Here is a 14,273-nt window from a genome sequence, read left to right as displayed (position 1 = left end):
AGAGGGCTTCCGGCCAGCAGTGTCGGCCGCACTACGCGGCAGGAAGGACGCCCCGCTGTGTCCAACGTCACGCCGTCCATTTGCCTGTTCCGGGAAGAGCGTCCCACTGAATCGGGTTGAACCCAACGAAAGCAAACAGGACTGCCCGACGCCGCCCCAGGGATGTCGGCCTAGTGAAAGGGGCGCGAATGACCATCGCCCATGAAGAAGCAGTGATCGATTCCGCCGCCGTGGATGCCATCTTCGCCGAAGCCCGCACCGCCAACGCATTCACCGGTGAGGTCAGCGAGCAGCAGGCCCGCGCCATCTACGAACTCACCAAGTTCGGACCCACGGCCTTCAACTCCCAGCCGCTGCGTGTCACCTACGTGCGCTCGGAGGAAGCCCGCGCCAAGCTCGTGCCCACGCTGTCCAACGGGAACCGGGCCAAGACGGCCTCCGCACCCCTCGTGGCGATCCTCAGCTACGACACCGCCTGGCAGGAGCAGTGGGACAACTTCCTCCCTGGCTACAACGCCCCCAAGGCCATGTACGACGCTTCCCCGGACCTGGCCACCTCCACGGGCAACAACAACGCCCACCTGCAGGCCGGCTACTTCATCCTGGCCGTGCGCTCGCTCGGCTTCGCCGCAGGCCCGATGACCGGTGCGGACTTCGCCGCCATCGACGCCGAGTTCTTCCCGGCAGGCGACCAGAAGAGCTTCCTGGTGGTCAACATCGGCCAGCCCGGTCCCGAGGCCTGGGGCGAAGCGAAGCCCAAGTTCGCTTACGAAGACGTGGTCCGCACGGTCTGATCGCGGCTTTAAGGGCCCGAGATTAAAAGGCTCGGGACACGGAATGCCTCCGGCAATATGGGGGACATTCCGGAGGCATTCGGGACAGTATTTTTGCAGTTCAGAACTGCAAGGCATGCATCCGGGCCAATTCCAATAATAGTCCTGTTTCGACCTGTTGAGCCGGTCCGTCCTGCCGCAAGACGCGCCTGGACAGCAGCAGAAAAGCGCCGGATGGCAGATAGCCATCCGGCGCTTTCCGGTTCCCGGCTAACCCAACGGGGTCCTAGGAAATAACCGCGTCCACCAGCGCCTTGGCTTCGGCCTGGACTTGCTTGAGGTGGTCGGCGCCCTTGAAGGACTCCGCGTAGATCTTGTAGACGTCCTCGGTGCCGGAGGGGCGGGCCGCGAACCACGCGTTCTCGGTGACCACCTTCAGACCGCCGATGGAGGCGCCGTTGCCCGGCGCCTTGGTCAGCTTCGCCGTGATGGTCTCGCCGGCCAGGTCGGTGGCAGTGACGTCCTCCGGGGACAGCTTGCCAAGCGCAGCCTTCTGGTCCCGCGTCGCTGCGGCGTCGATCCGGGCATAGACCGGAGCACCGAACTGGTCCGTAAGGCCCTTGTACAGCTGCGACGGCGACTTGCCCGTGACCGCGGTGATCTCCGAGGCCAGCAGCGCCAGCAGGATGCCGTCCTTGTCCGTGGTCCAGACGCTGCCGTCGCGCTTGTTGAAGGAAGCGCCGGCGGATTCCTCGCCGCCGAACGCACCTTCGCCGGACAGCAGGCCGGGCACGAACCACTTGAAGCCCACGGGCACCTCCACGAGCTTGCGGCCCAGGCCGTCCGCCACGCGGTCGATGATCGAGGAGGAGACGAGGGTCTTGCCCACAACGGAATTCGGGTTCCAGCCACTGCGGTTGCGGTAGAGGTAGTCGATGGCCACAGCGAGGTAGTGGTTGGGGTTCATCAGGCCGCCGTCAGGGGTGACGATGCCGTGCCGGTCCGCATCGGCGTCGTTCCCGGTGGCGACGTCGTAGGCGGCGGACCCGTCCGCACCGACAGCCATCCGGTTGATGAGCGAGGCCATGGCCGACGGCGAAGAGCAGTCCATCCGGATCTTCTCGTCCCAGTCCAGCGTCATGAAGGCCCACTGCGGGTCCACCGTGGGGTTGACCACGGTGAGGTTCAGCTGGTGGCGTTCACCGATCTCGCCCCAGTAGTCCACGGACGCGCCACCCATGGGGTCGGCCCCGATCCGGACCCCGGCATCGCGGATGGCGTCCAGGTTCAGGACGGAGGGCAGATCGTCCACGTAGCTGCTCAGGAAATCGAACTTTCCGGTGGTCCCGGCCTCGAGGGCCTGGGCCAGCGGAATCCGCTTCACGCCGCGGAGCCCGTTCTCCAGCAGTTCGTTGGCGCGGTTGGCAATCCAGCCCGTCGCGTCGGTGTCGGCAGGGCCGCCGTGCGGAGGGTTGTACTTGAAGCCGCCGTCGGCCGGCGGGTTGTGGCTGGGAGTGACAACAATGCCGTCAGCCTGCGGGGCTCCCGCCGGGGCGTTGCGGTTGTACGTGAGGATGGCGTGGCTCAGTGCCGGCGTGGGCGTGTAGCCGTGCCGCGCGTCGATGAGGACATTCACGCCGTTGGCGGCCAGTACCTCAAGGGCGGAGTTCTGCGCCGGTTCGCTCAGCCCGTGGGTGTCCTTGGCCAGGAACAGCGGGCCGGTGATGCCCTCTCCGGCGCGGTACTCCACGATCGCCTGCGTGATCGCCACAATATGTCCTTCATTGAAGGACGCTTTCAAGCTTGATCCGCGGTGCCCGGAGGTGCCGAAGGCCACGCGCTGGCCAGGGTCCCCCAGGTCAGGCTTGACGTCGTAGTACGCGTCGAGCAGTGCGGTCAGGTCAACAAGGTCTTGGGGTTGGGCAACTGTGCCCGCTCGGCTAGCCATTGCACCAGCATGCCAGAATCCGGCCCCTGTGACGCAGAATGTCACCAGTTTTCCGGACTACTTGCATTTATCTGCGATTAAAAACTGAGTAGTGCCGAAAAGTACTTATATACCCGCCCCTGACAGGGCTGTTACGTTCAAACGGCAGGAACGTCCGGTGCCATGTACGACGCCGGGTGTCCGGACCAGCGGAAACGTCCCGGAAGCCTGTGGCTGAATTTCAGCCGTGCCATCCGCTGCCGGGTAATTCGGCCCCTTGGGGCCGGTAATTTATCCGGCTTTTCTGCCGGGCCATTTACGGCAGGGCGATTTGGTCCGGTTGAATTGGGCCGGTCATTTGGTCGACAAGCGAGTAATGCAGAGGTGAACAAATGGGGGCTGGAGATGCAGCATTCGAACGGACGAGGCTCGCCTCTGAGCGGATCGCGCGGCTGAAGCGTGATCTGGCCCCGCTTGAGCCCCGCGCCCCCGGCGGCGCGGGCCACGGTGTCTTCACTGCTCCTGCGAGCGCCGAACTCAACGGCCATCTCGTAGCCCAACGGCTTGCCCAGCTGGGGCCTTACGGCTGGTTCCTCCTGCATGACGTCCACTGGCCGGGCCGCCCGCTGGCCCGGCTGGAGCATGTCCTGGTGGGGCCCGGCGGTGTGGTGGTGGTCAATGCCAAGAACTGGTCCGGCGACGTCGACGTCGTGGATGGCGCGCTCCGGCAGAACGGTCATGACCGGTTCCCGGCCGTGGAGACTGCGCTGGCGCAGGCCGCCGCAGTGGCTGCGGTCCTGCCGGCACCGTGGCGGAGGCTGGTCCGGTCCCTGATCTGCCTGACGGCCCAGCCGGAAATGCAGGGCACCACAGGTTCGGGCGTCGAGGTGCGGGGGATCGACTGCGTTGCGGCCGCTGTGACGGACCTGCCGGACGTGCTGGATGCGCCCTCGGTTCTGTTGCTCTACGCGCAGCTCGGCCAGCTCCTCACCCGTCCGCAGGTGCCGGAGGCCGGCATCGTCCAGAACCCGGCCTACCATCCGGCCGCAGGCCGCCCGGCTACAACTCGCCCGATCGCAGGCCGCCAAAACACTGCCCGCCCTGCCCGCAGGTATCCCGTCCAGATGCGTCCCGTTCAGCCGCGATACCTGTACGGCCGGGAGCAGGGGCCGGGAACTGTGTTGCGCGTGGTGGGAAGGTCGCTGGTCGCGGGCCTGGTTTCCGCGGCGCTGCTGGCGCCGCCCCTGTGGCTGTTGTGGGAGCTGCTCCCCAAGTGAGTAAGCCTCCCGGGCCATTGCCACGGTGGCGGCGGTAATGTTCTGTTCAGAACCAGATGAGGGGGATTCCATGACAGAGCAGCGTCCCGGAACCGGCGACGAGCCAGCACCGGACACCCACCAGCAACCGTCGTACAAAACCCAGGGTCCGGACATCCCGGCCCCGCCACTGTACGATCCGCCGCTATACAACCCAGCGCAGCACAACCCGTCACAGCACACCCCGCCGGGCCTGCAGTATGGCGGGCAATACACCCCGCCCAGCCAGCAGTACAGCCAGCCGGCCAGCCCCTATAGCCAGCAGTACGGCTATCAGTACGGCCAGCAATATTCGAGCCAGTACGGCCAGCCGTATTCCAGCCCGTACGGCCAGCCGTCGTACTACGGCGCGGTACCCCAGCCGAAGGGCCTGAGCATCGCGAGCCTGTGCTGCGGCATCGCCATCTACCTGGGCTTCGGGTTCTTCATCCTGCCGCAGCTCGCCGCCGTGATCCTGGGCCACCTGGGGCTGCGCCGGGAACCGTCAGGCCGCGGCTTCGCCATTGCCGGCCTGGTGATGGGATACCTGGGCCTGGTCCTGACCGTCCTCGCGATCGTAGGGATCACCATCCTGGCGAGCGTCGCCGGCACGTCCGGCACCATCTGACCAGCTAGAACCCCAGCTGGGCCGCCACCTGCAGGAGCAGTGCCTCCGAGCCGGGGCGGCCAATCAGCTGGATGCCCATCGGCAGCCCGGCTCCGGGGCTGCCTCCGGTCCAGTGCACTGGAATGCTGACGGCCGGCAGGCCGCACACGTTGACCATGGACGACCACGGTGCGAATTCGCACTGCCTGCGGTAGTCACCGTCGGCGTCGCCTGCCCACTCAGGTGACGGCCACCGGCCGTCACCGTGGCCCGACCCCGTGAACCAGCCCACCGGGCGCGGTGTCTGAGCCAGCGCCGGCGTCAAAATCAGATCCCAGGCCGAGTACTGCGCCAGGGTGTCGCGCTCGAACTGCCGCAGGAACGCCAGGCATTCGTTGAGTTTGGCGGCGCTTCGCTGCTGCGCGCGCCGCCGAAAGGTCCGCGTCAGGGGCGTCAGCAGTGCCTCGCGCTGCGGCGCGATCCGGGCGGCGCCCACGCCTGCCGTCCAAGCCGTGGTGAACGCATCGGGGTAACGGTTGTCGTACCGGACATCAGCCTCGACCACGTCGTGCCCAGCACCGGTGAGCAGCCGGACGCCGGCGTCCAGCGCGTCCAATGCCTCCGGATCCGGGGTGAACGGGAAGATCCCGCCCCAGGGGCTGTCCAGGCTGACGCCGATCCGGAGCGGAGCAGGGTCGCGGTTCACGGCATCGAGGTACCCCGCCCCGTCCGGGTTTCCCGCGCTCCTGAGGGCCAAGACATCCAAAAGCAGCGCGGCGTCGGCCGCGGAGCGCGCCAGTGGTCCGGCCACCACCAGGCCGGCGGGATCCCCGCTGCTTTCACCCGCCGGGACCACGCCCCGGCCGGGTTTCAGGCCCAGCAGCCCGCATGCCGCCGCCGGAATCCGGATCGACCCGCCGCCGTCGGTTCCGGGGGCGAACGGCACCAGCCCCGCCGCCACGGCAGCGGCGCTGCCGCCGGAGGAACCGCCCGAGCTCCTGCTCAGGGCGTAGGGATTGCGCGACGGCGGTGCGATGCGGTTTTCGCTGTAGGCCGTCAGCCCGAATTCGGGTACCTGGGTCTTGCCGAGGCAGATGGCGCCTGCGCCTCTGATGGCCGCCGCGAGGGCGCCATCGGCCGGTGCCGGACGCCGGTCCAGCGCTGCGCTGCCGTGTGTGGTGACCACGCCGGCAACGTCGGTGAGGTCTTTGAACGCGACCGGCATCCCGTGCAGCGGCGGGAGCGGTTCGTCCGCACGACGCCGGGCGAACAGGGTGTCGGCGGCGGCCGCCTCGGCCACCGCCCTCGGCCCGGTGACGGTGATGAACGCACCCAGCCTCGGGTTCGATTCCTCGATCCGCGCCAGGAAATGCGCCGTGACCTCGCGTGCGGAAAGCTCTCCGGAACGCAGCGCTGCCCTTAGCTCGACGGCCGGCAGACGGTGGATGTCAGCCGGGGTGTGTGGGGCGGACACTGTACTCCTTTGCTGTGCTCCTTTTTAACCGGCTCGCGGGCTTCGGACCAGCGTAACCTGTGCCGGCCGGCGGGTGCGCGGTGCTGTGCTGGCGATACGCTGGAGCTGAGAGCTTGAGGCCAAGGAGAGGACTCCCATGAGCGACTTCGATACCGTCACCGTGAAGGACGTCCCCGCGGACGCCACCATCCTGGACGTGCGGGAGGACTACGAATGGTCTGCAGGCCACGCTGAAGGCGCCCTGCACATTCCGATGGACCAGCTGCCCGGACGCCTGGACGACCTCGACCCGGACGAGGACCTGTACGTCATCTGCCGGACCGGCGGTCGCTCCTTCCGCGCAGCGCAGTGGCTGGTGGGCCAGGGATACTCGGCCGTGAACGTGGCCGGCGGCATGGACCAGTGGCTGGAATCCGGCAAGCCGCTGGTGTCGGACAACGGCCTCAAGCCCGTGGTTCTGTAGGCCTTTCCGCCGTCAGGCCGGTCTGCCGGCCCGTCGTCCTTCCCTTCCCATCCGCAAAGGAATATCCATGCCCTCCGCCCGCCGCACCTACACTTTCCTCGGCCCCGAGGGCACATTTACGGAGGCGGCGCTCCTGCAGGTGCCTGATGCTGCCGAGGCCGTGCGCATCCCGTCCTCCAACGTCAACACGGCGCTGGACCGGGTGCGGGAGGGGTCCGTTGATGCGGCGATGGTGCCCATCGAGAACTCGGTGGAGGGCGGCGTCACCGCCACCCTGGACGCCATTGCCACGGGACAGGAACTGCGGATCATCCGCGAGGCCCTGGTGCCCATCAGTTTCGTACTGGTGGCGAGGCCCGGCGTCGAGCTTTCCCAAATCCGCCGGATCTCGACGCACGGGCACGCCTGGGCGCAGTGCCGCCTGTGGGTGGACGCGCATATTCCCGACGCAGAATATATTCCAGGGTCCTCCACGGCCGCCGCTGCGATGGGCCTGCTGGAGGACGACGCGCACTACGACGCCGCCATCTGCGCGCCGATCGTCGCCGCGGAGCAGCCCGGACTGCACGTGCTGGCGGAGAACATCGGTGACAACCCCGGCGCCGTGACCCGGTTCATCCTGGTCAGCCGTCCGGGTGTCCTGCCGGCGCGTACAGGAGCGGACAAGACAACGGTGGTGGTGCCCCTGCCCGAGGACCGGCCGGGCGCGCTGATGGAAATCCTGGACCAGTTCGCCACCCGCGGCGTGAACCTGAGCCGCATCGAGTCCCGGCCCACCGGCCAGTACCTGGGCCACTACTTCTTCAGCATCGACGCCGACGGCCACGTGGGAGATGCACGCGTGGCTGATGCCCTCGCCGGCCTGCACCGCATCAGCCCCGCCACCCGGTTCCTTGGCTCCTACGGCCGTGCCGATGAGCAGGCTCCCGTGGTTCCGGAGCACACGTCCGACGAGGCATTCCAGTCGGCGCATGCATGGGTCAACGGGATACTGGCGAGCGACGCCCTGGGCGCGGAGACGCCGGCGGAAGCTTCGCCGTCAGCGTAGATAAATGCCCCTCGGGGCACTTCCCTGCCTTTGTTGCTGTGCGTATGCTTGCTTGATCAACAAAGGGATGGCCCCAACGAAAGGAGCGGGTCATGTCGGACAAGAATGACAATGACGGCCAGGGAATGATCGTCAATCCCAAGCCCACGGCCGAGAACCAGGACTGGGACGGGGACGAGGCCGACCGTGCGGACCGCCTGCGCTTCGAGGAGGAGCAGGCCATGATCCGCGAACAGTCCGAAGCCCGGGCAGCCGCCAAAGCTGCTGCCGAGTCAGCCAAACACGCCGGCACTGCGCCGTCAGCCTAGGAACACAGTCAGGTTACCCCGCAGTCAGCCTAGCCGGGCCGTTTCTTCCCTGACCCGCACCAGCAGCGATCTCGGCTCCACCTGAACTGTCACCTTCGTGGCGTCCCCGGACGTGTCGCCGTCGAGCTGGGTGGGCAACGGTTCCGGACTTTTGATGACCACCTTGCCGGAGCGGTAGACGCTCATGACGGGCAGGTGCCGCTTGTGCTTGAACAGGATCTTGGCGTACATCGCCAGCCAGCCCACGGCGCTGCGGGGGCTCATGACCACCACGTCCAGCATCCCGTCGTCGATCATGGCCTGCGGGATGAAGTCGATGCCGCCCGGAACCAGGCCGCAGTTGGCGAACAGGACGCTGCGGATCTTCCTGGTCTGGTCCGGCTGGTCATCCAGTGAGATGGCAACTTTTTTCCTGCGCCCGGGAAGGTGCCGGACTCCCGCCTCCGTGTAGGCGAGCCAGCCGACGGCGCGCTTGAGATCGTCGTTCGTGTCGCCCACCACCTCCGCGTCCATGCCGATGCCGGCGATGACGAGGAACGAGTGGCTTGAGGAATGGCCGGTGAGCGAGTTCTCGATCTCCATCCGAGCCGTGTCGATGAACCGCTGGTGGCCAAAGAGGGCAGTCTGGATGTTGCCGTGCAGATCGTAAACGTTCAGATCCACGTTGCGGGCCAGCAGGTTTCCGGTGCCCAAGGGGACCAGGCCCATCGCCACCCCGGTGTGCGCCAGGGCCTCGGCCGCCACGCGCACGGTGCCGTCGCCGCCGCCTACCAGAACGACGTCGGCTCCGTACTCCAGCGCCGCCCGGACCTGGGAATGGCCCGGGTCCTCCGACGTCGTTTCGAAGAACCGGGGCTCCTCCCACCCGGCTGCCAGGCAGGCGCGCTGAATGGTGGCACGGGCTTCATCGGCCTTGGCCTTGATGGGGTTGAGGATGACGGCGACGCGCTGGTGTTCCAGGCCGTGTTCATGGGCCACTTCGCGCACGGCGCTGCGGATGTGCAGGGCCTTTAGCCTGCGCACGCCCCACCAGCTGGAGACGGCGAAGGCCAAGGCTGCAGCGATCAGGACGTAAAGAAGCAGGTCGCTCATGGTGCTCCAACACTATCCCGCCCGGAGTGTCCCGCAGATTCGATACCCTTGTCTGGTGATCGACGTAAAAGACCTCAGCGAAAATCCGGACAAGTTCCGCGCCAGCCAGCGCGCCCGCGGTGCGGACGAAACCCTGGTGGACGCGATCATCGACGCTGACGCCGCGCGCCGCACGGCACTGATCAGCTTCGAAAACCTCCGCGCCGAACAGAACGCGTTCGGCAAGAAGGTGGCGCAGGCCAAGGGTGAGGAAAAGCAGGCGCTGCTCGCAGAGGTCCGCGAACTGGCGGGTGCGGTGAAGGCCGCCTCGGCGGAGGCTGACGCCGCCCAGGCCAAGCAGGAAGAACTGCTGCGCACCATTCCCAACCTCATTGAGGACGGCGTGCCGGCAGGCGGCGAGGACGACTACGTCGTGGTCAAGACCGTCGGCACCCCGCGCGAATTCCCTGACTTCGAGCCCCGCGACCACCTCGAGATCGGTGAGCTGATCGGTGCGATCGACATGGAGCGCGGCGCCAAGGTTTCCGGCGCGCGCTTCTACTTCCTCCGCGGCGTGGGCGCCCGGCTGGAAATGGCCTTGCTGCAGATGGCCATGGAGCAGGCCATCGAGGCCGGCTTCATTCCCATGATCACCCCCACCCTGGTCCGCCCCGAGACCATGCAGGGCACCGGGTTCGATGTAAAGCACGACGCCGAGATCTACCGTCTCGCCGAAGACGACCTGTACCTTGTGGGCACCTCGGAGGTGCCGCTCGCCGGGTACCACGCGGACGAGATCCTGGACCTCTCCGCCGGCCCCATCCGTTTCGCCGGCCAGAGCTCCTGCTATCGCCGCGAGGCCGGATCGCACGGCAAGGACACCCGCGGGATCATCCGCGTCCACCAGTTCAACAAGGTGGAGATGTTCATCTACACCACGGTGGAAGAGGCCGCGGCCGAGCATGAGCGCCTGCTGGCCTGGGAAGAGCAGATGCTGGCCAAGTGCGAGCTGCCGTACCGCGTGATCGACACCGCTGCGGGCGACCTCGGCATGTCCGCGGCCCGCAAGTTCGACTGCGAAGCCTGGGTCCCCACGCAGGGCGCGTACCGCGAGCTCACCTCCACGTCCAACTGCACCACCTTCCAGGCCCGCCGTCTCAACATCCGTGAGCGCGTGTTCACCGAGGACGGCACGCCCAAGGGAACCCGTGCTGTGGCCACGCTCAACGGCACGCTGGCAACCACCCGCTGGATCGTGGCCCTGCTGGAACACCACCAGAACGCTGACGGCTCGGTGAACGTGCCCGCGGCCCTGCAGAAGTACCTCGGCGGCCTTGAGGTTCTCCCCGTTCTCTAAGCCCCAACCTGTTGTGCGGGTAAATACTCACACCGGGGAGAACCTGTGAGTATTTACCCGCTGTTCATGCGCTGCTGTGCTCTGCGTCCTAGCTGGTGTCAGGGGCGTCTGCTCTACTAGGAAGCATGACTACACTGACTGAATCCTCAGCAGCCGGCATCGAAGACCGGCGAGAAGCACAACAGAAACTCATGATCGCCCTGGACGTGGACGGCACGCTCGTGGACCACGACGGCCACATGTCCGCCCCGGTCCGCGAGGCCGCACAGGCTGTGGTGGCCGCGGGACACGAGGTAATGATCGCCACCGGGCGTTCGCTCAACGCCACGCTCCCCATCATTGAACAGATCGGCCTGGACCGCGGCTACGCCGTCTGCTGCAACGGCGGCGTCACGCTGCGCCTGGACCCCGGACTGCCCGACGGCTACGACATCATCCACAAGGCCACCTTCGACCCCGGCCCGGCGCTTCGCGCCCTCCGCAAGCGCCTGCCGTTGGCCAAGTATGCCCTGGAGGATGAGGACGGCAACTTCCTCTCCACCGAGCGCTTCCAGGACGCGAGCTTCGGCGTCGAGGCCATCGGCGTGGACTTCCAGACCCTGCTCGACTCCACGGCCGTCCGCGTCGTCGTCTTCAGCGCGGAGAACACGCCGGAGGAGTTCAACGAAGCCATCGAGCACATCGGCCTTGCCGGCGTGACCTATTCGGTGGGGTGGACCGCGTGGCTGGACATTGCCGCGGCCGGCGTCACCAAGGCCAGCGCGCTGGAGAGCCTCCGCAGCCGCCTCGGCGTTGATCCCGCCGCCACGGTTGCCATCGGCGACGGCCGCAACGACATCGAGATGCTCGGCTGGGCTGGCCGCGGGGTGGCCATGGGGCAGGCTCCGGAGGAAGTGGTGGCCGCCGCGGACGAGGTCACCAAGTCGGTATACGACGACGGCGCGGCCCACGTGCTGCGCGGCCTCCTGTAGCGGGCCGGTTGTGACGGGGGCTTAGCGCCCGTCGAGAATCAGCGCGAGCAGCCTGGCCGCCGCCGGCCGGGCTGCGTGCTCCTCATTCCATTGCGACCTCGCCACGGCCTTGCTGACTGCCTGGGAGGTAATGCCGAGTTCGGCGGCTACGGTCTTCTGCTGGCCGCGGACCCCGGGGGTCATCAGGTCAAGCACGCGCCACTCGGCCTCGCTCCTGTCCCGGACTATGTGGCCCAGCAGGCGGAGCACCGATTCGGACTCGGCTGCCAGGTCCGGCAGGGGACCCTCCACGGCCACCGGGATGCGCTCCTTGCTGTTGCGGAGGCGGTCCACGGCACGGCGGGCGTAGATGAGGCCGTGCCCGCTGGCATCCTTGATCTGGTTCGGCAGCGGCTCATTCACCGGGCCCACGCCGATCCCCACGTACCAGCTTCCGCAGCGGAGAGCGATCAGGGCGGCATCCACCGCCTGGTGCGGGCAATCCACGATGCCCTGCACCTCGTCCTCGACGGAGCGGTCAAAATCCAGCCGCGCCGGGATATGCCGCAGGTCCTTGAGGAGATGCGGGACCCGGTCGCCGTCGCGCCGGCTGTCTGTTTGATTGATAGTCAGCGTGAACATGGTGGACATCAGACTACCCGGTGGTAGCTGCGAGGCAAGCCGGGAGCCGACGGCACGTTACGGATCTCACGCAAGCGCGAACTGGCAGCTGATGCCCCAAAAACCCGGATTTGAGGGCATCAGCTGCCAGTTCGCGCTCTAAAGAACGACGGCGGGAGGTGAGGTTCACGATGAACCGCACTTCCCGCCGTCGGAAGTTAGCGCTGAGCCGCTAGTGTGCCGCGGGCACGTAGCGCTTGATGGAAGCCTCGAGTTCGGCTTCGGCGGCTGCGCGGTCGGCCCAGCCTTCGGCCTTGACCCACTTGCCGGGCTCCAGGTCCTTGTAGCGGGTGAAGAAGTGCTCGATTTCCTTGATCAGGAATTCGTTGACGTCGCTGACTTCCTGGATGTGGTCGAACCGCGGGTCGGCCGGAACGCAGAGGACCTTGGCGTCTCCGCCGCCGTCGTCGGTCATGTTGAAGACGCCGATCGGCCGGGCTTCGACGATGACGCCCGGGTGCAGATCGAAGTCCTGCAGGAGCACCAGTGCGTCCAGCGGGTCGCCGTCTTCGCCGAGGGTGTTCTCGAAGAAGCCGTAGTGGGTGGGGTACTGCATGGAAGTAAAGAGGACGCGGTCCAGGCGGACCCGGCCGGTCTCATGGTCGACTTCGTACTTGACGCGCGATCCCTTGGGGATCTCGATGGTCACGTCATGCTTCATGGAATGCTCCTCGACGATTGCTGGGTGTTCGCGGCACACGCGATGATCAACCGAAAATGGACTGTCGGTGCCGCCGACTACTATTGAGGATATAGCGAGAGGCCCAGGTTTCAGGAACTAATGGGGTAATTTCAGGACTTTGAGGACCAGCAGTATGAGCGGCACCAGGGGCACGGCGAGCAGCCGCGGCAGGCTTTCCACCATGGTCCGGAGCTGGCCCACCCTCCTCCTCACGGTGCTCCTCCTGGCGCTGGCCCTTCCCGCCGGGATGCTGATTGCGCCCGCGCTCTCCGGCCCGGCCCGGTCCACAGCCGAACCCGCCCGGACCCCCGCCTGGCAGCTGGTCCCGGAACGGCTGTCTGTCCCGCAGGGCATCGATCCGCTCAGCACCGCGGCGCCGGTGCCGGTTCCCGCCAATGTTGCGGCCCGGCTGGACCCCGTCCTCAAGACCGACGGCGGCGGAACGTTCACGGCCGTGGTCCAGGACGCCGCCACCGGCAAGGTCCTCTATGACAGGGAAGGCGCCGCCAACAGGACCCCCGCCTCCAACATGAAGCTCCTCACCGCCGTCGCCGCGCTGCGGGGGATCGGCCCCGAGGAACGGTTCAGCACCAAGGTGGTCACCGGTCCGGGCACAGCAACCCCAGGGGCAACGGCGGGGGCGGTGTCCGTCGTGCTGGTGGGCGGCGGCGACGTCCTGCTCGGCGCCGGCGACTCTGCCGAGTCCAAGGTCCTGGGCCACGGCGGGCTCGCCACGCTGGCAAAGCAGACCGTGGACTCACTGCGCAAGGGCGGCTTCAAGGGGCAGGTCCACGTGCTGGTGGATGATTCCCTTTTCACCGGTCCGGCGTTGAATCCGGCATGGAGCCCGGATGACGTTGCGGCGGGCGAGACCGCCCCGCTGTTTCCGCTGGCTTTGAACTCTGCGCGGTTCGATCCCGCAGACACCACGGCACCCCGGCCCCAGGACTCCGCCATCGCCGCGGGGGAGGCGTTCGCTGCCGGCCTCAAGGCGGCCGGTGCCGCCGCCGGCCTCACTGTGGCACCCGCCGTCGTACGTCTTGACGGAAAGCCGACGGCGGACGCCAAAGTCCTCGGCCAGGTGCAGTCCGCGACGGTCAGCCAGCAGGTGGATCTCATGCTCCAGACCTCGGACAACTACCTCGCCGAAACCCTGGGCCGCATGACCGCGGTGGCGGCCGGCCAGCCGGCGACGTACGAGTCGGCCAAGGCCGCAGTGCTGGGCCAGCTCGCCGGGCTCGGAATCCCCACGGACGGGATGTTCGCCGCGGATGTGTCCGGCCTGGCCCTGGCCAACCAGGTGTCTGCCCGCCAGTTCTCGGAGGTGGTCCGGGCCATCACCAACGGCAAGGACACCCGGCTCAGGGCCGCGCTGGCCGGATTCCCGGTGGCTGGGCTGACGGGCACGCTCGGCGACAGATACATCGACGAGTCCACGGCCGAGGGCGCCGGCCTGGTGCGGGCCAAAACAGGAACCCTGAACACGGTCATCGCACTGAGCGGGTACGTGGTGGACGCCGACGGCCGGCTCCTGGTGTTCTCCTTCATCGGCAACGGCCTGACGCCGGGAGCGCAGGGCAACAAGCCTGCCCTGGACACGGCGGCCACGGCGCTGGCCGGCTGCGGCTGCAGTTAGT

At 67.3% G+C, this 14,273-nt stretch carries 13 protein-coding genes and 1 pseudogene; 9 read left to right on the top strand and 5 right to left on the bottom strand.

Features of this window, described 5'->3' with window-relative positions; genetic code table 11:
• Nucleotides 1-188: 188 nt before the first annotated feature.
• Nucleotides 189-794 carry a malonic semialdehyde reductase gene (locus ACFVTE_RS02390; protein WP_387096297.1) on the top strand — a complete coding sequence of 202 codons (606 nt, stop codon included), beginning with the start codon at nucleotides 189-191 and terminating at the stop codon, nucleotides 792-794.
• A 265-nt stretch (nucleotides 795-1,059) separates the two neighbouring features.
• Here the strand turns inward: ACFVTE_RS02390 and pgm are convergent, their stop codons facing one another.
• Entirely contained in the window at nucleotides 1,060-2,721 is a 1,662-nt protein-coding gene (gene pgm / locus ACFVTE_RS02385) for a phosphoglucomutase (alpha-D-glucose-1,6-bisphosphate-dependent) (protein ID WP_387096294.1), read from the bottom strand.
• 371 nt (nucleotides 2,722-3,092) lie between these two features.
• Between pgm and ACFVTE_RS02380 the strand changes: the two genes are divergently transcribed.
• Both ACFVTE_RS02380 and ACFVTE_RS02375 read left to right on the top strand, forming a co-directional pair.
• Complete coding sequence (locus ACFVTE_RS02380; protein WP_387096291.1) at nucleotides 3,093-3,977, top strand: NERD domain-containing protein; 885 nt, start codon at nucleotides 3,093-3,095, stop codon at nucleotides 3,975-3,977.
• A gap of 70 nt (nucleotides 3,978-4,047) precedes the next feature.
• The gene (locus ACFVTE_RS02375; protein ID WP_387096288.1) at nucleotides 4,048-4,623 is read left to right on the top strand and encodes a DUF4190 domain-containing protein; all 576 of its coding nucleotides are present in this window, start codon (nucleotides 4,048-4,050) and stop codon (nucleotides 4,621-4,623) included.
• Nucleotides 4,624-4,627: 4 nt separating this feature from the next.
• Here ACFVTE_RS02375 and ACFVTE_RS02370 read toward each other — a convergent pair whose 3' ends face one another.
• Nucleotides 4,628-6,076 carry an amidase gene (locus tag ACFVTE_RS02370; RefSeq protein WP_387096286.1) on the bottom strand — a complete coding sequence of 483 codons (1,449 nt, stop codon included), beginning with the start codon at nucleotides 6,074-6,076 and terminating at the stop codon, nucleotides 4,628-4,630.
• Nucleotides 6,077-6,212: 136 nt separating this feature from the next.
• Between ACFVTE_RS02370 and ACFVTE_RS02365 the strand changes: the two genes are divergently transcribed.
• The 3 genes from ACFVTE_RS02365 (at nucleotide 6,213) to ACFVTE_RS02355 (ending at nucleotide 7,895) form a co-directional block, all read left to right on the top strand.
• Nucleotides 6,213-6,539 (top strand): rhodanese-like domain-containing protein, encoded by a 327-nt coding sequence (locus ACFVTE_RS02365; RefSeq protein ID WP_377952916.1) that lies wholly within the window; start codon nucleotides 6,213-6,215, stop codon nucleotides 6,537-6,539.
• A gap of 67 nt (nucleotides 6,540-6,606) precedes the next feature.
• The gene (gene pheA, locus ACFVTE_RS02360; RefSeq protein WP_387096283.1) at nucleotides 6,607-7,587 is read left to right on the top strand and encodes a prephenate dehydratase; all 981 of its coding nucleotides are present in this window, start codon (nucleotides 6,607-6,609) and stop codon (nucleotides 7,585-7,587) included.
• Nucleotides 7,588-7,679: 92 nt separating this feature from the next.
• Nucleotides 7,680-7,895, top strand: a complete 216-nt coding sequence (locus tag ACFVTE_RS02355; protein ID WP_387096280.1) for a hypothetical protein — start codon at nucleotides 7,680-7,682, stop codon at nucleotides 7,893-7,895.
• A gap of 69 nt (nucleotides 7,896-7,964) precedes the next feature.
• Here ACFVTE_RS02355 and ACFVTE_RS02350 read toward each other — a convergent pair.
• Nucleotides 7,965-8,987 (bottom strand): annotated as a pseudogene (locus ACFVTE_RS02350) (diacylglycerol/lipid kinase family protein); the annotation flags it as partial.
• Between the two features lie 55 nt (nucleotides 8,988-9,042).
• Between ACFVTE_RS02350 and serS the strand changes: the two are divergent.
• Together serS and ACFVTE_RS02340 are read left to right on the top strand one after the other, a co-directional pair.
• The gene (gene serS, locus ACFVTE_RS02345) at nucleotides 9,043-10,323 is read left to right on the top strand and encodes a serine--tRNA ligase (RefSeq protein WP_387096277.1); all 1,281 of its coding nucleotides are present in this window, start codon (nucleotides 9,043-9,045) and stop codon (nucleotides 10,321-10,323) included.
• Nucleotides 10,324-10,448: 125 nt separating this feature from the next.
• On the top strand, nucleotides 10,449-11,294 hold the full coding sequence (locus tag ACFVTE_RS02340) for an HAD family hydrolase (protein WP_387096274.1): 846 nt from the start codon (nucleotides 10,449-10,451) through the stop codon (nucleotides 11,292-11,294).
• 21 nt (nucleotides 11,295-11,315) lie between these two features.
• Here the strand turns inward: ACFVTE_RS02340 and ACFVTE_RS02335 are convergent, their stop codons facing one another.
• Both ACFVTE_RS02335 and ACFVTE_RS02330 read right to left on the bottom strand, forming a co-directional pair.
• Nucleotides 11,316-11,915 carry a hypothetical protein gene (locus tag ACFVTE_RS02335; RefSeq protein ID WP_387096271.1) on the bottom strand — a complete coding sequence of 200 codons (600 nt, stop codon included), beginning with the start codon at nucleotides 11,913-11,915 and terminating at the stop codon, nucleotides 11,316-11,318.
• Nucleotides 11,916-12,126: 211 nt separating this feature from the next.
• Nucleotides 12,127-12,615 (bottom strand): inorganic diphosphatase, encoded by a 489-nt coding sequence (locus ACFVTE_RS02330; protein ID WP_003799714.1) that lies wholly within the window; start codon nucleotides 12,613-12,615, stop codon nucleotides 12,127-12,129.
• Nucleotides 12,616-12,769: 154 nt separating this feature from the next.
• On the opposite strand from ACFVTE_RS02330, the gene dacB reads away from it, so the two are divergent.
• Nucleotides 12,770-14,272 (top strand): D-alanyl-D-alanine carboxypeptidase/D-alanyl-D-alanine-endopeptidase, encoded by a 1,503-nt coding sequence (gene dacB, locus ACFVTE_RS02325; RefSeq protein WP_387096269.1) that lies wholly within the window; start codon nucleotides 12,770-12,772, stop codon nucleotides 14,270-14,272.
• Nucleotide 14,273: the final 1 nt, after the last annotated feature.

Source organism: Arthrobacter sp. NPDC058097, assembly GCF_042884885.1.
Taxonomy (GTDB): Bacteria; Actinomycetota; Actinomycetes; order Actinomycetales; family Micrococcaceae; genus Arthrobacter.
The sequence above is the reverse complement of the archived record's forward strand: the minus strand, read 5'-3'. Positions and strand labels throughout refer to the sequence as shown.